Origin of the sequence: Nonomuraea sp. NPDC049637 (assembly GCF_040675235.1) — a bacterium.
Classification (GTDB): Bacteria; Actinomycetota; Actinomycetes; order Streptosporangiales; family Streptosporangiaceae; genus Nonomuraea.
The window spans coordinates 19,257-38,805 of record NZ_JBFAOM010000034.1; the positions used below are offsets into that span (position 1 = coordinate 19,257).

Below are 19,549 nucleotides of genomic sequence, written 5' to 3' on the forward strand. Positions count from 1 at the left end.
AAGTTCCTCAAGTCCGGTATGCGTGATCGTCATGGCCTTCACCGACGCGTCGCTCACCGCCCTGCGGGTCTTCCGCGAGGTCGCCGAGCGGGGCACGCTCACCGCGGCGGCCACCGCACTCGGCTACACGCAGTCCGCCGTGTCCCGGCAGGTCGCCGCGCTCGAACGCGCCGCCGGGGCCCGCCTGCTGGAGCGGCGGCACGACGGCGTGCGCCTGACCGCCGCAGGACGGCTCGTGCTGCGCCGCGCCGCGGCCGTCGTGGACGAGGTCGACGCCGCGGCCAGGGAGCTGGCCGGGCTGCCCGGCGAGCCGGCGACCGTGCGGTTCGGCTGGTTCGCCTCCGCGGGGGCCGCGCTGGTGCCCCGCGCGCTGGCCGAGCTGCGCCGCACGCGTCCGTCCATCGCGGTCACCGGGCGGGAGGACGGCAGCTCGGCGCTGGTGCGCGCGTTGCGGGCCGGCACGCTGGACGTGGCCCTGCTCAGCTCGGCCCCGCCGTTCCGCGCCCCGGACGCCGAGACGCCGCCGCTGGAGATCGAGATCCTCACCGAGCGCGGCCTGCGCGTGGCCGTCCCCGCCGGGCACCCGCTGGCCAGGGGCGAGTACGTGGACGTCGCCGACCTGCACGGCCGCCCCTGGATCGCCGGCCCGGCCGCCCCGCCGGGCGAGAGCCCCACCCTGGGCGTGTGGCCGGGCCTGGACGAGCGGCCGGAGACGGTGTTCGTCGTCCGCGACTGGCTGGCCAAGCTCGCCCTCGTGGCGGCCGGCTGCGGGCTGACCACGGTGCCGGCGTCGATGGGCGCGGCCGTGCCGGAGGGCGTACGGGTGCTGCCGGTGCGGGGCGGCCCGCGCGAGCAGCGGCGGCTGCTGCTGGCCCGCCTCCCCGGCCCTCTCCCCGGGCCGGTCGCGGACCTGGCGGGCGCGCTGCGCGCCGCCGCCGTCGGCTCCTGAGGCGGCCACCGGTTATGGTGTGGCCTGTGATCCGTGCCGTGGTGGTTGATGTCGACGACACCCTGTGCCTCACCGAGGCCGCGTGCTTCGAGCTGGAGAACGAGGTCCTGGGGCGGCTCGGCCACGGGCCCATGTCCAGGGCGGTGCACGTGGCGACCTGGGGCCGGCCGCTGCACGAGGCCATGCCGCTGCGCTCGCCCGGCCTCGACCTGGCCGCCTACCTGCCCCTGCATCACGCGGTGCTGCGCGAGTACGTGGCGGCCGGGCTGGTCGACGTCGTCCCGGGGGAGAACCTGCGCGCGATCGACGAGCTCAGCGCGGCCGGGCGCGCGGTCATGCTGCTGACCTCGCGCGACGAGGCCGAGATGGAGCACCTGATGGCGCCGGGCCACGCGCTCGACGGCCGGATCGCGGCCGTCTACCACGCCGGCAACACCCGCTTCGGCAAGCCCGACCCGCGCGCCTTCGACGAGCTGCTGGCCGCCACCGGCCTGGCCCCCGATGAATGCCTCTACGTGGGCGACTCCCCCACCGACGCGGCGGCGGCCACCGGCGCGGGCCTGCGGTTCGTCGCCTGCATGCAGAGCGGGCTGCGCAGGCCCGCCGACTTCGCCCCGCACCCGGTCGACGCCTTCATCGACGCCTTCCCCGACCTGGCCGGCACCGTCGCCCTGCTGGAACAGGCCGCCCGCGGCCCGCTGACGACGGCCCTCGACTGACGCCTCCCGCCCCCCAGGACAGCAGTCACCGGGGGATGTCCGCGGGCCTGGCCTACTTCTCGGTGATCTTCGGTGTGGGCGGGACGATCGCGCTGGTGGGCCGGCCGGACGGGCTGATCGCCGCGATCGTCATGCTGGTCGCCCTCACCGTGATCAACGTGGCCGTCGCCCTGCGCGAGCGCCGCCGCTGAGCGCCCGGGTCAGCCGCGCCGCCGGATCCTCAGCACGTTGTCGACGCGGACGGCCGGCGTGCCGCCCGGGGCGGTCTGGGCGCGGTCGAACTCCTCGGCCCGCAGCACCTCCCACTCCCCCTCGGCCAGCTCCAGAGCGTCCAGCACCTGCTGCGGGGTGGGCAGCTCGACGCGGGCCTCGGGCTCCCACGGCGGGGGGCCGGCGTGCCCGAGCACCAGGAGCTGGCCGCCGGGCGCGACGGCCGCGGCGGCGGCGCGCAGGACCTTCTCGCGCGACAGTTCGGCGGGCGAGTGCAGGTAGCTCGCGGTGACCAGGTCGTACTCGCCCTCGGGGAAGGACTCGGCCAGGTCGTGGCGCTGCCACTCGATGCGCTCGGCCACGCCCGCGTCCGCGGCGTGGGCGGCGGCGCGGGCCAGGGCCACGCCGGAGATGTCGGCGGCGGTGACCCGCCAGCCGCGGCGGGCCAGCCACACGGCGTCGGCGCCCTCGCCGCAGCCCAGTTCCAGCGCGGTGCCGGGGGCCAGGTCGGCGACCTCCTCGACCAGGCGCGCGTTGGGGTTGCCGCTCCAGATCCGGTCGGCCTGCCCGTAGCGGCCGTCCCAGAACTGTTCGCCGGAGAGCGGCGGGCCCGCGGCGGCCGCCACCGCGCGGCAGGTCTCCTCCTCGATCAGGTCGGCGTTGATCGCCGCGGCCGCCCTGACCCCGGCGGCGGCGGCGCCGATGACGTTCTCGCCCAGGTTGGCCACGTTCCCGGCCACCCACACACCGGGGACGCCGGTCGCGCCGGCCGGGTCGGCGGGCACGTGGACGCCCATGACGTGCCCGTTCATGAGCTGCTCGGCCGTCTCGACGCCGAGCCCGGCCAGCAGGGCCGAGCGGGCGGTGAAGCGCGGGGCGACCACGAAGGCCCGGCACGGGACGACGTCGCCGTTCTCCAGGGTGACGCCGGTGAGCGGGCCGGAGTCCGGCGACAGGCCGGCGACCCGCCCTTCGACGACGGTGACGCCGCGCGCGGCCAGCCTGGCCCGGTCCTCCTCGCCGAGCGGGGGGGCGGTGTGCGTGAAGAGCGTCACGTCGTCGCTCCACTGCCGCCACAGCAGCGCCTGGTGGGCGGCGATCGAGCCGGCGGCCAGCACGCCGATCGGCTGGTCGCGCACCTCCCACCCGTGGCAGTACGGGCAGTGCAGCACCTCCCGGCCCCACCGTTCGGCCACGCCGGGCAGGTCGGGCAGCTCGTCCACCAGGCCCGTGGTGACCAGCAGCCGGTCCGCCACGACCGCGGACCCGTCGGCCAGCCGGACGCGGAAACCGCTGGCGTCCAGGCGTTCGGCCGCCACGGCCGAGCCGGTGACGAGCTCGCCGCCGTACCCGGTCACCTCCTCGCGGCCGGCGGCCAAGAGGTCGAGCGGCGGGGTGCCCTCCCGGCCCAGGTAGGTGTGCACGCCGTCGGCCGGCGCGTTGCGCGGCCGGCCCTCGTCGATCACCAGCACCCGGCGGCGGGCCCTGCTCAGGGTCAGGGCGCCGCTGAGCCCGGCGGCCCCGCCGCCGACGACCACCACGTCGTACTTGTCGTCCATCGTGTTCCTCCAGAGATGTGCCGATGGCACACTGTGCGTCCCGCGCGGCCAGGTTGACAAATGTCGTTGCCGAAATGGCAAGCTGGGCCGCATGGACGAGACACCGGATCTCGACGAGGTCCTGCGGGCGGTGGGGCCGCGGCTGCGGGCGTTGCGGCAGCGGCGGGGCGTGACGCTGACCCAGCTCGCCGAGGTCACGGGCATCTCGGTCAGCACGCTGTCGCGGCTGGAGTCGGGCGGCCGCCGGCCCACGCTGGAGTTGCTGCTGTCGCTGGCGCGCGCCCACCAGGTGCCGCTGGACGAGCTGATCGACGTGCCGCCGACCGGCGATCCGCGGGTGCACCTGCGGCCGGTGTCGCGGCACGGCATGACCTACATCCCGCTGAGCCGGCGTCCGGGCGGGATCCAGGCGTACAAGCACATCTACCCGCCGGGCTGGCCGCACGGCGAGTACGAGCAGCGGGCCCACGAGGGCTACGAGTGGCTCTACGTCCTGTCCGGGCGGCTGCGCCTGCTGCTCGGCGAGCACGACGTGGTGCTGACGGCGGGCGAGGTGGCCGAGTTCGACACCCGCGTGCCGCACGCGTTCGCCAATCCCGGCCCCGATCTCACGGAGGTGCTCGCCCTGTTCGGCCCGCAGGGCGAGCGCCTGCACGTGCGCGCCCGCCCCACCACCCGATGAACCGCAGCCCGATGAACCGCAGCCCGATGAACCGCAGCCCGATGAGCCGCCGTCCGGGAGGCGCCGGTCAGGAGGTGCCGAAGCCGTCCAGCTTCTCGCGCTCCTCCGGGGTGGCGAGCTCCTGGAAGACGGTGATGTGCAGGCCGCCGGGCGCGTCGAGGCGGGCGTTGAGCGACTGCCAGGGGGTGAGCGTGGGCGGGGCCACCTCGTCCGCGCCGGCCGCCACCAGGCGGGCGGTGGTCGCACGGGAGTCGTCCACCTCGAAGGCGACCCGGAGCTTGGGCGCCACCTGCCGCCCCACCTCGACGTCGTCGATCATCTTCTTCTGGGCCGGGTTGGCGATCTCCAGGGTGGCCCGGCCCGCGTCGAGGATGGCCACGCGGGCGCCGTCGCCGGAGGAGTAGGCGGCCTCCTCGGGCAGGCCGAGCACGTCGCGGTAGAAGGCCAGCGCCGCCTCGTAGTCCTCCGCCTCGACGACCAGCCGGAGCTGTCGGACGGCCGGGGCGTCGGGGTGGTCGTTCATGGGTTCTCCTCATCAGATGGCGACGATCGTCCCCGCCAACCCGCGCCGCGGCCGGTAAATTCCCCTTCCAGGCTCGTTCAGGCCGCGCTGAGGGCCTTGACCAGGTCGTCGAGGACGACGCCGGCGGCCAGCGGGGCGCCGCGGGTGCTCCAGACCGAGCCGTTCACCGGCACCACGTGCCCCGCCTTGACCGCTTTCAGCTCCTTGAACGCGGGCGTCCGCCGCACCTCCTCCAGCGTCTTCTCGCCGTCGGCGGTCAGGGTGGAGACGAACAGCCATTCGCCGTCGATGTCCGACAGCGCCTCCAGGCTGAGCGGCATGGAGTGGGCGGTGCCGTCCTTGTCCTGGGCGGCGGGACGGGTCAGGCCGAGGTCGGTGGCGACGAAGCCGGCGAACTGCCGCTTCTCCATCCAGCTCGGGCCCTGCGGGTTCCAGCGCACGATGCTCACCTCGGCCGGCTTGATCCTGGCCTTGGCCGCGGCGACGCGGGCGTCGTAGTCCGCCATCACCTTCCTGGCCGCGTCCAGTTTGTTGAGCGCGTTGCCGACGCCCATGAACGACAGTTTCCAGTCGTCGGTCGGGGCCATCGTCACCACGGTGGCCGGGGTGACCTTGCGGAGCTGGTCGAGCACTTGCTGGTCCTGCAGGTCGCCGGCGAGGACGAGGTCCGGCCGGGCCTCGACGACCTTGTCGATGACCGGCTGCAGCAGGTTGCCAACGACCGGGACGCCCTTGACCTTGTCGGCCAGGTAGGCGGGCGGCGTGTCGATGCCCTGGCCGTTGGTGATGCCCACCGGGGTCACGCCGAGGGCGAGGACGGCGTCCAGGTCCTCCTGGGTGAGGGTGACCACGCGCTTGGGCTCGACCGGCACCTTGATCAGGGCGCCGGTGGCGTCCTTGACCTCCCGGACGGCCGGCGCGGCGGCGGACGCGCCCGGCGCGGCGGGTGCGGAGGACGCGCCGCACGCCACGGCGGTCAGGACGGCGGCGGCGGCGACGACGAGCAGTCCGCCGAGCCTGCGGAGAGGGGCCATTCGAGCTCCCGGGCTGAGAAATTAGGAAAGCCTTACCTTTTTTAGGTTAGCCTTACCTTATGTTTACGCAAGCCCGCGCCTTCTGGCTCGGCGCCGCCGCGCTGCTGGCCCTGTGCGCGGCGTCCATGCTCACCGGCGCGGGCCGGGTCGCCCCCGGGCAGGTCCTCGACTACCTGCTCGGCGGCGGCGGTGACGGCCACCTGCGCATGGTGGTGGACACGCTGCGGCTGCCCCGGACGCTGGCCGCCCTCGTCGTCGGCGCCGCGCTCGGGGTCTCGGGCATGCTGCTGCAGTCGGTCACCCGCAACCCGCTGGCCGAGACCGGGCTGCTCGGCGTGAACGCGGGCGCCGCGCTCGGCGTCGTGACCGGGATCGTCACCGCCGGCGCGCAGACCGGCGGCGCGTACCTGGGCTGGGCGCTCGGCGGCGCGCTGCCGGCCACCGGGGTCGTGCTCGCGATCGGGGCCCGGCTCTCGCCGCTGAAGCTGGTGCTGGCCGGGGCCGCCCTGTCGGCCACGCTCACCGGGATCACCACGGCCGTGCTGGTGGCCGACCCGGTGACGTTCGACCAGTACCGGTACTGGATCCTCGGCTCGCTGGCCGGGATCCCCATGGACCGGGTGCTGGCGATCGCGCCGGCGGTCGCGGCGGGGCTGGTCATGGCGGCGGTCGCGGCCCGGCCGCTGGCGGCGCTGGCGCTCGGCGACGACCTGGCCGTCGCGCTCGGGCACCGGCCGGGGCGCACGCGGCTGTGGGTGACGGTGGCGGTGACGCTGCTCAGCGCCGCGGCGGTCGCGGTGGCCGGCCCGATCGGCTTCCTCGGCCTGCTGGCCGGTTACCTGTCCAGGTCCCTGGGCGGGGGGCGGGTGGGGTCGCGGATCGTGTTGTCCGGGCTGGCCGGGGCGGTGGTGCTGCTGGGGGCCGACGTGCTGGCCCGGATGGTCGTGCGGCCGTACGAGGCGCCCGTGGCGCTGCTGGTCGCCGTGCTGGGGGCGCCGGTGCTGGTCGTGGTGGCCCGGTCGCGGGCGGTGGCCGCCGGGCCCGGCGACCTCGTCCCGTCCGGCGCGCCGCGGCCGTCGCGGTGGCCCGCCCGCAGGACCGCGCGGGCGGGCGGGCTGTCGCCCTCCGGCGCGCGGGTGCTGCGGGGGCGGGGCTGGTCGGTGCTGGTGCCCGTACGGTCGTCCGTGGCGGCGGCGGCGCTGCTGGCGGTCACCGCGGTGGCCGTCGTGGCGGCGGTCGCGGCCGGGCAGTCGGGCATGACGGCCGGGCAGGCGCTGAGTGCCCTGGCGGGCGCGGGTGAGGGCGGGCACGTGCTGCTCGTCCAGGAGATCAGGCTGCCGCGGGTGGTGGCGGGGCTGGTGGCCGGGGCGGCGCTCGGGCTGTCCGGCTGCCTGACCCAGGCGCTGGCGCGCAACCGGCTGGCCACCCCCGACATGCTGGGCATCAACCAGGGCGCGGTGATCGCCATCATGGTCGCCGGGATGCTGTCCGCCTCGGGCACGCTGTTCGCCCACTGGTGGATCGGCCCCGTGGGCGCGCTGGCCGCCGCCGTGGCGGTGTTCGCCGTCTCGGGCGGCGTCGGCCGGCAGGGATACCGGTTCATCGTGACGGGGCTGGCGCTGACCACGCTGGCCGGCGCGCTCACCCAGTCGCTGCTGGCCTGGCAGGGGCTCGGCTCGGCCACGGCGGTGCACTCCTGGAGCGTGGGCAGCCTGGCCGGGCGCGGCTACCCCGTCGCCCTGCCCGTGGCCGCCGGGCTGGCGGTGCTGGTCCCGGCCGCGCTCGCGCTGGCCCGCCGGGTGGCCGTGCTGCGCTTCGACGAGGACGTCAGCGCCGGGCTCGGCGTCGATCCAGGCCGGACCAGGATCGCCCTGCTGGCGCTCGCCGTCGTGCTGGCCGGGCTGGCGGCAGGGGTGGCGGGGCCGGTCGCGTTCGTGGCCCTGGCCGCGCCCGTCGTCGCCGCCCGGCTGGCGGGACCGGCCCGGCTGCCCCTGGTCGGCGCGCCGCTCACCGGCGCGGCGCTGGTCGTGATCGCCGACACGGCCGGCCGCGTGGCCGCCGACGGCGCCGAGATCCCCGTGGGCGTCGTGACCAGCATCCTGGGCGGCCCCTTCCTGCTGTGGACCCTGCTGTCGGACCGGAGGCCGTGACATGACACCCGTGACCACCCCGATCGTCGAGCCCGCCGGCACGCCCGGCCGGTGCAAGGTGACGTTCCTGTGGCGGCCCAGGTCGCGCGGCGAGCAGGCGGTCGTGCTGATCAACACGATGACCGACCGCGACCGGCACGCGGGCGACATCAGCCGACATGTCATGACCCGCCGTCCCGGCAGCGACCTGCTTCACCTGACCTACGAGCTCGACGCCGACCTGCGGGCCGGCTACCAGATCCTGCCCTGCGACCGGCTGCCGGGCACCGACCGGGACTCCTGGCTCCAGGTCATGCGCGCGGCCGTGCCGGATCCGGGCAACCCGCTCACCGTGCCCGGCCCGCCGGACCGGCGTGCGTCCTCGCTGCTGGAGCTGCCGCAGGCGCCGCCGCAGCCGTACCGGGAGCGCCGGCCGGGCGTGCCGCGCGGCCGGGTCGGCCAGGCGCGGTCGGGCGGGCGGCGGGTGTGGGTCTACACGCCGCCCGGCCCGGCCGCCGGTCCCCTTCCCGTCGTCGTGCTGCTGGACGGCGAGGTGTGGGCCGGACGCGTCGCGCCCACCCTGGACAACCTGGTGAACGAGGGCCGCCTGCCGCCGCTCGTCGTGCTGATGCCCGACTCGGTGGACCGGCCGACCCGGCTGCGGGAGCTGGCCTGCCACGAGCCGTTCGTCCGCTACCTGGCCGACGACCTGCTGCCGTGGGCCGGGCGCACGTACGGGGCGACGGGCGATCCGGGGCTGACCGTGATCGCGGGGCAGAGCCTCGGCGGGCTGACCGCGTCCTACGCCGCGCTCCTCGCGCCGGGACGGTTCGGCAACGTCCTGTCGCAGTCGGGGTCGTACTGGTGGCCCGACGAGGATCCGGAACGGCTGACCCGCCGGTACGCCGCCGTCCCGAGGCTGCCGGTGCGCTTCCACGTCGAGGCCGGCCGGCTGGAGTGGATGCTGCTGGAGGAGAACCGCCGCTTCGCCCGCACCCTGGCCGCCCAGGGGTACGAGGTGAGCTACACCGAGTACAACGGCGGCCACGACCCGGCCTGCTGGCTCGGCGGCCTGGCCGACGGCCTCACCGACCTCGCGGCCGGTTGGCTGTGAACGTCAGGGACGCGATCCGCCGCCGCGCCGAGGCGCTCGCCCCCGAGCTGGTCGCGCTCAGCCACCGGATCCACGCCCATCCCGAGACCGCGTTCGAGGAGCACCGGGCGGCCGCCTGGACCGCGGGCCTGCTCGAAGCGGGCGGCTTCGACGTGACGGCGGGCGCGGGCGGCCTGCCGACGGCCTTCTCCGCCTCCCGCGGCACCGGCCCCCTGACCGTGGCCTTCTGCGCCGAGTACGACGCGCTGCCCGGCCTCGGCCACGCCTGCGGCCACAACGTGATCGCCGCCGCCTCGACCGGCGCGGCCCTGGCGCTGGCCCCGTTCGCCGACGAGCTGGGGCTGACCGTGAAGGTCGTCGGCACCCCGGCCGAGGAACGCGGCGGCGGCAAGGCGCTGCTGCTGGAGGCCGGGGTGTTCGACGGCGTGGACGCCGCCATGATGGTGCACCCGGGGCCGTTCGAGACCGTCCGGTTCCGCTCGTTCGCGCTCGGCACCCTGGACGCCGAGTACACCGGACGGGCCGCGCACGCCACCCTCGCCCCGCACGAGGGCCGCAACGCGGCCGACGCGGTGACGCTGGCCCAGGTGGCGATCGGCCTGCTGCGCCAGCAGCTCCCGCGCGACCTGCGCGTGCACGGCGTGGTCACCTCGGCGGGCGAGGCCCCCAACGTCATCCCGGCCAGGTCCACGGCCTCCTACGAGATCAGGGCCGCCGCCGCGCGGGACCTGGTCGAGCTGCGGGCGCGGGTGGAGTCCTGCTTCCGCGGCGCGGCGACGGCGACCGGCTGCGAACTGCGGCTGACCCGGCCGGAGCCCGACTACCTGGACTTCCGCGACGACGCCGCGCTGGCCGGTCTATACGCGGCCAACGCCGCCGCGCTGGGCCGTCCGGCGCCGGTGGAGCGTGAGCCGTTCGCGGTGACGGACATGGGGAACGTGTCGCACGTCGTGCCGGCCGTCCATCCCATGCTGGACATCGGGGCGGGCGGGGCCGCGCCGCACGAGCCGGCGTTCGCCGCCGCCGCGGCGGCCCCGGCGGCCGACCACGCGCTGGCGCAGGCGGCCGTCCTGCTCGCCCTGACGGCCGCCGACCTGGCACTCACCCGGTAGCCCCGGCCTCCCGCACGGCCGACGCCCCGGGGCTCACCCGGTAGCCTCGTGCGGCCGCGTGGCGGCCGGGGCGGGGCGGAGCAGCGCCGCGGTGCCGTAGGCGGCCAGCAGGAACGCCGCCGCGGCCAGCAGTGCGGCGCGGTACCCGGCCAGGGCCGCCGCCGCGGCGCACACGCCCACGCCGAGCCCGCCGCCGAGCATGCGCAGCGACTGGAACAGGGTCATGGCCCGGCCCATCACCTGCGGCCCGATCGTCGTGAACGCCGACACCTGCACCGCCGTCACGGCCTGCCCGAGCACCAGGCCCACCGCGAACATGACGGCCCGCAGCGTCCAGGGCCCCGGCTCGGCCAGCGCGAGGAACGCGAACAGCGCCGCGCCGCCGAGCAGCCCGGCCGCCACCACCCGCCGCTCGCCCCAGCGGGCGCAGGCGCGGTCCACCAGGAACCCGGCGGCCATGAGCCCCAGCGCCTCCGGGAAGACGACGAGACCGGCGTCGGTGGCCGTGGCCGCCAGCGCGTCCTGGTACATCACGGGGAAGGCGAACAGCATGCCGAGCAGCCCGGCGGCCGACAACGTGGCGGTGGTTGCGCCGCGCAGGAAACCGCGATCGGCCAGCAGCCCGAGGTCCAGCAGCGGCAGCTCGGTGCGGCGCGCCGACCTGGCCAGCGCCCACACCAGGGCGGCTCCGGCGGGCAGCGCCGCCCAGGCGAGCGGCGACATGCCGGCGGCGGCCTGGTTCAGCCCGTACATCAGCAGACCGGACCCGGCGCCGGCCAGCAGCAGGCCGCGCACGTCCAACCGGCCCCCGCCCCTGCCCGTGCCCCCGCCGGGCCCGGTGCCCCTGCCCGTCCCGCCGCCCGTGCCCCCGCCCCTGCCCGTCCCGCCGCCCGTGACGGGGGCGAAGGCGGGCCGCGGGGCGGCGGCGCCGGCGAGCAGGGCCGCCGCGCCGAGCGGCAGGTTGACCAGGAACGCCCAGCGCCACGAGAGCGTGTCGGCCAGCAGGCCGCCGAGCACCGGGCCGAGCGCGGGCGCGAGCGCGGTGGGCACCACGATGTGCCGGGACAGCCGCATGCGCTCCTCGGGGGCGTAAGCGGCGAACAACATGGCCATCCCGGCGGGCGTCAGCACGCCGCCCGCCGCGCCCTGCAGCACCCGGAAGCACACCAGCGCCCCCAGGTCCCACGACAGCGCGCACAGCCCGGAGGCCGCCGTGAACGCGGCGAGCGCGGCCAGGAAGACGCGGGACGCGCCGTACCGGTCGCACAGCCATCCGGCGACCGGCATGGCGATCGCGAGGCTGGCCAGGAACGCCGACTCCACGGCGTTCGCCGCGGCGGGCGGCACGCCCAGGTCGGCGGCGATGGCGAACAGCGCCGGGTTGACGATCGTCGCGTCCAGGCCGCTCACGCACATCGCCGTGACATAGGCGGCCAGTACGCGGCCCCTCACCGGCGCAGGCTGTGGGGGCGCAGGTCGGTCCAGGACGCCTGGACGTAGGCCAGGCAGGCGGCCCGGCCGTCCGGCCCGAAGCGCACCGACCAGCCGTCCGGGACGGCGGCGAAGGAGGGCCACAGGCAGTGCTGGTCCTCGTCGTTGGCCAGGACGAGGAACTGGCCGTCCGGGTCGTCGAAGGGGTTCACGGGGTGTGCTCCTGGGTCTTGGCGACGGCGCCGAGGGGGCCGGGGCCGCCGGGCCGGTCGATTCCGTCGAGGTGGTCGAGGTGGTCGATTCCGTCGAGATGGTCGAGACGGGCGGCGACGATCGCGGCGATCTCGGCGATCGGGCCCGGCTGGGTCATGTCCTTGTGGCTGCAGGCCACGTCGTGCGTCTCGATCGTGCCGCCGACGTGCGGGCGCCAGGCGTCCGCGGTCAGGGTGTCGTCCACGGTGTCGACGGTGGCGCGGAAGAACAGCACGTCGCCGTCGAAGCGGCGGGTGTCGAGGGCGCGGACGAGGCGGTTGGTGTTGAGGTAGAGGTCCTTCAGCTGGGCCAGCGTCCCGGCCGACAGCCCGGCCAGCGGGCTGGACTCGCGGCGCAGGATCTCCGCCACCCGCTCCAGCGTGAGGGCGGCGTCGGGGGCGAAGCCGGCCATCGTGAGCAGCGCCTCCAGCGCCTCGGCCTCGTCCGAGGGCGGCAGGTCGCGCATGCCCTCGGCGGGGTAGGCGTCCAGGACGGCCAGCAGCGCGACCTCCTGCCCGGCCAGCCGGAGCTGCACCGCCATCTCCTGGGCGATGATCCCGCCGGTGGACCAGCCCAGCAGGTGGTAGGGCCCGCGCGGGCGCACCAGCCTGAGTTGGGCCACGTAGTCGGCGGCCAGGCGGCGCAGCGAGGTGGGCAGGTGGTCGCGGCGGGCCTGCAGCCCGTAGATCGGGCGATCCTGGACGTGCCGGAGGAGGCCGCCGTAGCACCAGCTCAGCCCGCCCGCCGGATGCACGCAGAACAGCGGCGGCCGGGAGCCGGACTCGCGCAGCGGCAGCAGCGTGCGCAGCGGGTCGGTGCGCGCGCCGCCCTGCGCCAGGGCGGTGAGCGCGGCGGCGGTCGGCGCCTCGAACAGCGCGCCGACGGACACCTCGGCGCCGAACACCTCCTTGACCCTGGCCACCAGCCGGACCGCGAGCAGCGAGTGACCGCCGAGGTCGAAGAAGCCGTCGTCCACGCCGACCCGGGGCAGGCCGAGCACCTCGGCGAACAGCGCGCACATCGCCTCCTCGCGCGGCCCGTCCGGCAGCCGGCCGCCGCCGGTGGGGGCCTCGGGGGCGGGCAGGGCGGCGCGGTCGAGCTTGCCGTTCACGGTGAGCTGCAGCGCGGGCACCCGGACGACGGCGGCCGGCACCATGTAGCCGGGCAGCGCCCGCGCCACGAACGCCCGCACCTCCCCCACGTCGACCTCCGTGTCGGAGTGGCCGCCTCCGGAGGCGCCCCGGTCGAGGGCATCCCTGTCGAGGGCGGTCCCGGCGGAGGCGGTCCCGGCGGAGGCGGTCCCGGCGGAGGCGGTCCCGGCGGGTGGGACGACGTAGGCGGTGAGGCGCTGGTCGCCGGGCCGGTCCTCGCGGACGATCACGGCGGCCTGGGCGACCGACGGGTGCCGCAGCAGGGCCGCCTCGACCTCGCCCGGCTCGATGCGGAAGCCGCGCACCTTGACCTGCTGGTCGGCGCGGCCCGCGTAGTCGAGCGTGCCGTCGGCGCGCCACCTGGCCAGGTCGCCGGAGCGGTACATGCGGGTGCCGGGCCGTCCGAAGGGGTCGGCGACGAACCGTTCGGCGGTCAGGCCGGGCCGGCCGAGGTAGCCGCGGGCCAGGCCGTCCCCGGCGACGTACAGCTCGCCGACCACGCCGGGCGGCACCGGCCGCAGGCGGTCGTCCAGGACGTAGACCCGCAGGTCGGGGATGCCGCGCCCGATGGGGCTGCCGTGCTGCTCGCCGGGCGGCAGCACGTGGTGGGTGACGTGCACGGTCGTCTCGGTGATGCCGTACATGTTGACCAGGCGCGGCAGGTCCGGGCGGCGGGCCCGCCAGGGCGCCAGCCGGGCCGGCTCCAGCGCCTCGCCGCCGAAGATCACGTACCGCAGGGCCAGGTCGCGGCCGTCGTCGGCGGCGATGAGCTGGTAGAACGCCGACGGCGTCTGGTTGAGCACGGTGACCCGCTCGCGTTCCAGCAGGGCGAGCAGGTCACCCGGGGACCGGCTGGTCCCGTACGGCACCACGACCAGGCGGCCGCCGTACAGCAGGGCGCCCCACAGCTCCCACACCGAGAAGTCGAAGGCGTAGGAGTGGAACAGCGTCCACACGTCGCCGGGGCCGAACCCGAACCAGGCGTCGGTGGCCGACAGCAGCCGGACGACGTTGTGGTGGGTGACGACCACGCCCTTGGGCCGTCCGGTGGAGCCGCTGGTGTAGATGACGTACGCGGCGTCGCCGGGACGCAGGTCGCGCGCCGGGTCGTGGTCCGGCCAGTCGCCGAGGTCACCCAGCCAGGACGCGTCCACGACGCACACCGGCCCGGCGTCGGCGATCATGTGGTCGGTCCTGGCGGCCGGGTGGGACGGGTCGAGCGGCAGGTAGGCCGCGCCCGTCTTGACCACCGCGAGCAGCGCCGCCACCAGGTCGGGCGAGCGGGGCAGCGACAGCGCGACGACGGCGCCGGGCCGGGCGCCGTGGGCGATGAGCCGGTGCGCCAGCCGGTTGGCGCGCGCGTTCAGCTCGGCGTAGGTCCAGGCGTCCACGGCGACGGCGTCCGGGGTGCGGCGGGCCTGGGCCTCGAACAGGCCGGGCAGGGTGCCGCCGGGCTCGCTGACCAGGTCGCCGTTCCACTCCTCGATCAGGGTGCGGCGTTCGGCGGCGTCGAGCAGGTCGTACCCGCCGAGCGGCCGGTCCGGGTCGGCCATGGCCTGTTCCAGCAGCCGGGTCAGCCGGCCGGCGAGGGTGTGGGCGGTGGCCCGGTCGAACAGGTCGCTGTTGTACTCCAGGAAGCCGGCGCCGGACGGGCCGACGTTCAGGGTGAGGTCGAACTTCGCCGTCCCGGTGTGGACGACCTCGACGCCGGGCGGCTCGGCGGCGTCCTGGTGGACGAGCATGACCTGGAACAGCGGGTGCCGGTCGCGCGACCTGGGCGGGTTGAGCGCCTCGACGAGCCGGTCGAAGGGCAGCTCGGCGTGGTCGAACGCGGTCAGGTCGGCGGCCTTGACCCGGTCCAGCAGCTCGGCGAACGACGGGTCGCCCGAGGTGTCGGCGCGCAGCACGACGGTGTTGACGTAGAAGCCGACGCTGCCGTCCAGGGCGCTGTGGCCGCGGCCCGCGACGGGCGTGCCGATCGGGATGTCGGTGCCCGCGCCGAGCCGGGTGAGCAGGGCGGCGAGGGCGGCGTGCAGCACCATGAAGACGCTGGCGCGGGCGCGGCGGGCGAGCGCCTCGACCTCGGCCATGAGGACGGGCGGGAACGCCACGGGGACCGTGCCGCCATCGCCGCCCAGCACGGCGGGCCGTGGCCGGTCGAGGGGCAGGTCGAGCCGGTCGGGCAGGCCGGCCAGCGTGGCCCGCCAGTGTTCCAGCCCGGTCAGTGGCAGGTCGCGCTGCCACAGGGTGTAGTCGGCGTACTGGACGGGCGGCGGCCCGAACGCCGGCGCCCGCCCGCTCCGGCGGGCCTCGTAGGCCACCCTCAGGTCACCGACCAGCGGCCCCGCCGACCAGCCGTCGCCCGCGATGTGGTGCAGGACGAGCATCAGCACGTGCTCGTCGCGGCCGAGCCGCAGCAGGTGGGCGCGGAAGGGCGGCTCGGCGGCCAGGTCGAAGCCGCGGCGGGCGATCCGCCGCATGGCCGCGGCGGGCTCGGCCGGCTGCCAGACGGGCATCGGAACGCTGTACCGGTCCAGGATCCGCTGGCAGGGGACGCCGTCGCGGTCGGGGAAGACCGTGCGCAGGATCTCGTGCCGGGCCACGACGTCGTCGAGCGCGGCCCGCAGGGCGGCGCGGTCCACGTCGCCGCCGAGCCGCAGCGCCAGCGGGATGTTGTACGTCGGATCGGGTCCCTCCATCCGGTACAGGAACCAGAGCCTGGCCTGCGCGGACGACAGCGGCACCGGGTCGGGCCGCGGCCCGCTCTTCAGGGACGGGAGCAGGGGCGGCCGGGGGGCGGCGGTGACGCCGAGCCGGGCCGCGAGCCCGGCCGGGGTGGGGGCGTCGAACACGGCCCTGATCGGCACGGCGGCGCCGAAGGTCTCCCTGATCCGCACGGTGAGGCGGGCGGCCAGCAGCGAGTGGCCGCCCAGGTCGAAGAAGCCGTCCTCGGGACCCGCCGCCGGAAGGTTCAGGACCTCGGCGAACAGGGCGCACATGCTCTCCTCGGCGGCGTTCGCGGGCGCCCGGCCGGTGGCGGGCCCGGCCTCGGGGGCGGGGAGCGCGGCGCGGTCGAGCTTGCCGTTGGGCGTGCGGGGCAGCGCCTCCAGGCTGACGACCTGGGCGGGCGTCATCCCGGCGGGCAGCCGCGCGGCGGCGAACCGCAGCACCTCCCCACCGGTACGCAGGTCGCCACCGGGCCGGGTGGGGACGATGTAGGCGACCAGGCGGCCGGTGTGGGCGGCGACCGCGGCACCGGCCACCGACGGGTGCTCCTCCAGCACCGCCTCGACCTCGGCCGGCTCGATCCGCACGCCGCGCACCTTGACCTGGTCGTCGGCCCGGCCCAGCAGCTCCAGCCGTCCGGGGGCGGCCCAGCGGGCGCGGTCGCCCGTCCGGTACAGCCGCGACCCGCCGGGGCCGGCGACGAACCGTTCGGCCGTCAGGTCGGGACGCCCGAGGTAGCCGCGGGCCAGCCCCTCCCCCGCCAGGTACAGCTCGCCGGCGGCGCCCGGTGGCGCCGGTTGCAGCGCGTGGTCGAGCACGTGCGCCGACGAGCCCGCGGTGGGCCCTTCCGAGCCGTCGCCGAGCCAGGTGTAGGCGTCGACGGTGGCCTCGGTGGGGCCGTAGTGGTTGACGGCGAACGTGCGCTCGCGCAGGGTCCGCCACAGCGGGCCGGGCACGGCCTCGCCGCCGACCACGACGACGCGCGGCGGCTCGGCCAGCAGGCCGGGCAGCTCCTTCAGGTGGGACGGCGTCAGGTCCAGGTAGTCGACGCCGTGCTCGCGGACGTAGGCGGTCAGGGCCTCCGGGTCGCGGTAGCGGTCCTCGCCCAGCAGGTGCAGCTCGTGGCCGCCGATCATCCACAGCAGCGGGTCCAGGGAGGCGTCGAACGAGAACGACGCGGTGTGCGCGACGCGCAGCCGCCCGCCGTCCGGGAACAGGCGCTCGCGGTGGGAGTCCAGGAGGGCGGCGAGCCCGCCGTGGGTGCCCACGACGCCCTTGGGCCGGCCGGTGGAGCCGGAGGTGTAGATGACGTACGCGGCGTCGCCCGGCCCGGGAAGGGGCGGCGCGTCCGGCGTGCCGGGCGCGTCCCCGGCCCAGCCGGGGGTGAGCACCACGGACGGGGCTGCGTCGGCCAGCATGAGGGCGCGCCGCTCCGCCGGGTAGGAGGGGTCCACCGGCAGGAAGGCCGCGCCGCTGCGCAGCACCGCCAGCAGCGCCACCACCAGCTCGGCCGAGCGCGGCAGGACGACGGCCACGACCCGCTCCCGGCCCGCGCCGCCGGCGGCCAGCCGCCGGGCCAGCCGGTCCACCCGGGCGCCCAGCTCCTCGTAGGTGAGCCTGTCGCCGTCGCACACCAGGGCCGTCTCGGCGGGCGTCAGCCGGACCCGTTCCAGGAAGGCGTCCACCACTGTCCGCCCGCCGGCCCGCCTCTCGGTCCGCTCGGCGGTCCGCCCGTCAGTCCGCCCGTCGGTCTGTCCGGTGGCGCGGCCGGTCCGCGGGGCGGGCCAGGTGGGGAGGGCCGCGCGGTCCTCGTCGGTGAGGAGGGGGAGGCGGCCGAGGGGGGTGTCCGGGGAGGCGCCGGTCAGGGTGGTGAGGAAGCCGGCCAGGCGCCGGGTGTGGGCGGCCAGGGCGGGCGGGTCGTAGTGGGCGGCGTTGCCGTCGAGTTCCAGGGTGAGGCGGTCGCCGTCGGGCAGGAGCGCCACGGCCAGGTCGTCCACCGGGCCGGCGGCCAGGTTGGTGACGGTGCCGGTCGCGTTGCCGAACTTCGTCTCCGTCGGGAACGGCTTGATGTTGAGCAGCGGGCCGAACAGGGCCCGTGACGTCCCGCCGAGTCCCAGGTCGCGGCGCAGGTCCTCGATGCGGTAGCGGCCGTGGCGGCGGGCCTCGGTGATCCGGCGGGCGGCCTGGCCGACCAGGTCGCCGACCGTGCGGCCGGGCCGGACGTCCAGCCGGACCGGCAGCACGTTGACCGTCAGGCACGGCACCCGGACGGCGGCTCCGGCGCGGTTCATCAGCGGCAGCCCGACCAGCACGTCGGTGCTGCCGGTGAGCCGTCCGACGTAGCAGGCCAGGCCGGCGGCGGCGACGTCGGCCCAGGTGGCGCGGGCGGCGCGGGCCAGGTCGTCCCACCGGGGCAGGGGCGGCAGGGCGGCGCGGCGCCGTACGACCTCGCGGGCCGGCAGCGCGGGCGTCCCGGCGAGCCCGGCGGGCTCGGGGGCGCCGGCCAGCCGCTCCAGCCAGTACGCCCGGTCGCCGGCCCGCCGTTCCGAGGCCAGGTACGCTTCCTCCTCGGCCAGCACCGCCGCCATCGACCCGAACGGCCCCGCCCCCGGGGCCATCCCGTCGGCCAGCGCCGTGTAGATGTCGGCGGTCCGGCCGACCAGCATCGACAGGGCGTAGGCGTCGATGAGGATGTGGTGGGCCCGCAGGTACCAGACGTGGTGGTCGCCGGCCAGGCGCAGCAGCGCGTGCCGCGACAGGGGGCCGGTGACGACGTCCACGGGCGCGGCCAGGTCGGCCCGCATCCAGGCGTCGGCCGCGGCCTCGGGGTCGGGCTCGCCGCGCAGGTCCAGCACGGTGAGGCAGCCACGCAGCGAGTCGTAGTCCGGCAGGTACTGGGCGGGTTCGGCGGTGAAGCGCAGGCGCAGCGGCTCGGCCTCGGCCAGGCAGCGTTCCAGCGCCCGCGCGAAGAGGGCGGGGTCGAGCGGGCCGCGCAGGTCGATGCGGTCCGCGGCGTTGTAGACGGGGTTCTCGGGGTCCAGGCGCTGGGCGAGCCAGATCCCGGCCTGGGCGCCCGTGAGCGGCCTGGTCTGCACGGTCACGTGAGCAGCTCCGCCCAGGCCGCGATGGTGGGCCGGTCCACGAGGTCGGGGAAGCCGATGTCGCGGCCCTCCCGCCTCCACGCCTCGATGAGCGTCATCACCCTGATGGAGTCCAGGCCGGCGTCCAGCAGGTCGTCGTGCGGGCCGAGCTCGGCGGGCTCGACGTACAGCAGGCCGGCGATCTGGGCGCGCAGGCGCTCCTCGGCCTCAGACACCGGCCACCGCCCCCGACAGGGCGCGGCTGACGCGCGTGGTCGTGGTGGTGACGGCGCACCGCTCGGCGGCGTAGGTGAGGGCCATCTCGTGGTGCTGCCGGGAGAAGTCGGCGACGGCGTCGGCGACCACGAACGCCTGCACGTCCCGCATGAACGCCTCGCAGGCGGTCATCAGCACGCCGATGTGGGCGTACACGCCGCAGATGACGAGCTGGTCGCGGCCCTGCCCGGCCATCAGCTCGGCGAGCCCGGTGCGCTGGTAGGCGCTGTAGCGCCACTTGGTGAGCAGCACGTCGCCGTCGCCGGGCGTCAGCTCGTCGGCGATCGCGGCCTCGCGCGGGTCGGCGCCGATGCCGGTGCCCCAGAAGTCCAGCAGCAGGCCGCGCTGCTCGGCGCTCTGGGCGCCGGGCTGGGCCGAGTAGACGACGGGCACGCCCAGCTCGGCGCACCGCTCGCGCAGCGCCAGCACGTTGGCCATCAGCTCGACCATCGGCGAGCGGCCGGGGGTGAAGGCGCGCAGGAAGTAGTTCTGCATGTCGTGCACGAGGAGCACGGCCCGGCGCGGGTCGGGCCGCCAGTCGACCCGGTTGGCCGGGAGCTCGGACGGCATGGCGTACGGTTCGATCCTGGGGATCGGCATG

General features: G+C 76.4%; 15 protein-coding genes. 7 read left to right on the plus strand and 8 right to left on the minus strand.

Translation table 11 applies throughout. From position 1 onward, the window contains the following. The first annotated feature begins 31 nt into the window (after positions 1–31). From AB0J71_RS35270 to AB0J71_RS35280, 3 genes are read left to right on the plus strand one after another with little or no spacing between them, the layout of a single operon-like run. Positions 32–949 carry a LysR family transcriptional regulator gene (locus AB0J71_RS35270; protein ID WP_364418237.1) on the plus strand — a complete coding sequence of 306 codons (918 nt, stop codon included), beginning with the start codon at positions 32–34 and terminating at the stop codon, positions 947–949. Between the two features lie 26 nt (positions 950–975). Continuing rightward, a complete protein-coding gene (locus AB0J71_RS35275) occupies positions 976–1,668 on the plus strand; it encodes an HAD-IA family hydrolase (protein ID WP_364418239.1) in 693 nt (230 codons plus the stop codon). A 35-nt stretch (positions 1,669–1,703) separates the two neighbouring features. After that, positions 1,704–1,859, plus strand: coding sequence for a hypothetical protein (locus tag AB0J71_RS35280; RefSeq protein ID WP_364418241.1), 156 nt, complete (start codon positions 1,704–1,706; stop codon positions 1,857–1,859). A 9-nt stretch (positions 1,860–1,868) separates the two neighbouring features. Here the strand turns inward: AB0J71_RS35280 and AB0J71_RS35285 are convergent, their stop codons facing one another. After that, positions 1,869–3,437, minus strand: coding sequence for an FAD-dependent oxidoreductase (locus AB0J71_RS35285; RefSeq protein ID WP_364418243.1), 1,569 nt, complete (start codon positions 3,435–3,437; stop codon positions 1,869–1,871). A 91-nt stretch (positions 3,438–3,528) separates the two neighbouring features. Between AB0J71_RS35285 and AB0J71_RS35290 the strand changes: the two genes are divergently transcribed. Next, positions 3,529–4,119 carry a helix-turn-helix domain-containing protein gene (locus AB0J71_RS35290; protein ID WP_352326458.1) on the plus strand — a complete coding sequence of 197 codons (591 nt, stop codon included), beginning with the start codon at positions 3,529–3,531 and terminating at the stop codon, positions 4,117–4,119. 67 nt (positions 4,120–4,186) lie between these two features. Here AB0J71_RS35290 and AB0J71_RS35295 read toward each other — a convergent pair whose 3' ends face one another. Together AB0J71_RS35295 and AB0J71_RS35300 are read right to left on the minus strand one after the other, a co-directional pair. Continuing rightward, complete coding sequence (locus AB0J71_RS35295; RefSeq protein WP_364418245.1) at positions 4,187–4,642, minus strand: VOC family protein; 456 nt, start codon at positions 4,640–4,642, stop codon at positions 4,187–4,189. A 77-nt stretch (positions 4,643–4,719) separates the two neighbouring features. After that, entirely contained in the window at positions 4,720–5,676 is a 957-nt protein-coding gene (locus AB0J71_RS35300; protein WP_364418247.1) for an ABC transporter substrate-binding protein, read from the minus strand. Between the two features lie 59 nt (positions 5,677–5,735). Between AB0J71_RS35300 and AB0J71_RS35305 the strand changes: the two genes are divergently transcribed. The 3 genes from AB0J71_RS35305 to AB0J71_RS35315 are packed head-to-tail and all read left to right on the plus strand — an operon-like array spanning position 5,736 to position 10,031. Then, positions 5,736–7,826 (plus strand): iron chelate uptake ABC transporter family permease subunit, encoded by a 2,091-nt coding sequence (locus AB0J71_RS35305; RefSeq protein ID WP_364418249.1) that lies wholly within the window; start codon positions 5,736–5,738, stop codon positions 7,824–7,826. Positions 7,827–7,836: 10 nt separating this feature from the next. Continuing rightward, the gene (gene fes / locus AB0J71_RS35310; protein WP_364418251.1) at positions 7,837–8,919 is read left to right on the plus strand and encodes an enterochelin esterase; all 1,083 of its coding nucleotides are present in this window, start codon (positions 7,837–7,839) and stop codon (positions 8,917–8,919) included. Next, the gene (locus AB0J71_RS35315; RefSeq protein ID WP_364418253.1) at positions 8,916–10,031 is read left to right on the plus strand and encodes an amidohydrolase; all 1,116 of its coding nucleotides are present in this window, start codon (positions 8,916–8,918) and stop codon (positions 10,029–10,031) included. Before fes ends, AB0J71_RS35315 begins: the two co-directional genes overlap by 4 nt. Positions 10,032–10,064: 33 nt before the next feature. Here the strand turns inward: AB0J71_RS35315 and AB0J71_RS35320 are convergent, their stop codons facing one another. From AB0J71_RS35320 to AB0J71_RS35340, 5 genes are read right to left on the minus strand one after another with little or no spacing between them, the layout of a single operon-like run. Beyond that, entirely contained in the window at positions 10,065–11,483 is a 1,419-nt protein-coding gene (locus AB0J71_RS35320; RefSeq protein ID WP_364418255.1) for an MFS transporter, read from the minus strand. Beyond that, the gene (locus AB0J71_RS35325) at positions 11,480–11,674 is read right to left on the minus strand and encodes an MbtH family protein (RefSeq protein WP_364418257.1); all 195 of its coding nucleotides are present in this window, start codon (positions 11,672–11,674) and stop codon (positions 11,480–11,482) included. The genes AB0J71_RS35320 and AB0J71_RS35325 overlap by 4 nt, the downstream gene beginning before the upstream one ends. Beyond that, complete coding sequence (locus AB0J71_RS35330; RefSeq protein WP_364418259.1) at positions 11,671–18,693, minus strand: amino acid adenylation domain-containing protein; 7,023 nt, start codon at positions 18,691–18,693, stop codon at positions 11,671–11,673. The genes AB0J71_RS35325 and AB0J71_RS35330 overlap by 4 nt, the downstream gene beginning before the upstream one ends. After that, positions 18,690–18,908: a phosphopantetheine-binding protein gene (locus AB0J71_RS35335; RefSeq protein WP_352329905.1), complete on the minus strand. Its 219-nt coding sequence runs from the start codon at positions 18,906–18,908 to the stop codon at positions 18,690–18,692. Before AB0J71_RS35335 ends, AB0J71_RS35330 begins: the two co-directional genes overlap by 4 nt. After that, complete coding sequence (locus AB0J71_RS35340) at positions 18,901–19,548, minus strand: isochorismatase family protein (RefSeq protein ID WP_352329906.1); 648 nt, start codon at positions 19,546–19,548, stop codon at positions 18,901–18,903. Before AB0J71_RS35340 ends, AB0J71_RS35335 begins: the two co-directional genes overlap by 8 nt. Position 19,549 lies beyond the last annotated feature (1 nt).

What these genes read in the sequence shown, in the direction of transcription:
- AB0J71_RS35280 (WP_364418241.1), top strand. Translation starts at nt 1,704, where the DNA reads ATGTCCGCGGGCCTGGCCTACTTCTCGGTGATCTTCGGTGTGGGCGGG.
- AB0J71_RS35305 (WP_364418249.1), top strand. Translation starts at nt 5,736, where the DNA reads ATGTTTACGCAAGCCCGCGCCTTCTGGCTCGGCGCCGCCGCGCTGCTG.
- AB0J71_RS35285 (WP_364418243.1), bottom strand. Translation starts at nt 3,437, where the DNA reads ATGGACGACAAGTACGACGTGGTGGTCGTCGGCGGCGGGGCCGCCGGG.
- AB0J71_RS35340 (WP_352329906.1), bottom strand. Translation starts at nt 19,548, where the DNA reads ATGCCGATCCCCAGGATCGAACCGTACGCCATGCCGTCCGAGCTCCCG.
- AB0J71_RS35295 (WP_364418245.1), bottom strand. Translation starts at nt 4,642, where the DNA reads ATGAACGACCACCCCGACGCCCCGGCCGTCCGACAGCTCCGGCTGGTC.
- AB0J71_RS35300 (WP_364418247.1), bottom strand. Translation starts at nt 5,676, where the DNA reads ATGGCCCCTCTCCGCAGGCTCGGCGGACTGCTCGTCGTCGCCGCCGCC.
- AB0J71_RS35290 (WP_352326458.1), top strand. Translation starts at nt 3,529, where the DNA reads ATGGACGAGACACCGGATCTCGACGAGGTCCTGCGGGCGGTGGGGCCG.
- AB0J71_RS35270 (WP_364418237.1), top strand. Translation starts at nt 32, where the DNA reads ATGGCCTTCACCGACGCGTCGCTCACCGCCCTGCGGGTCTTCCGCGAG.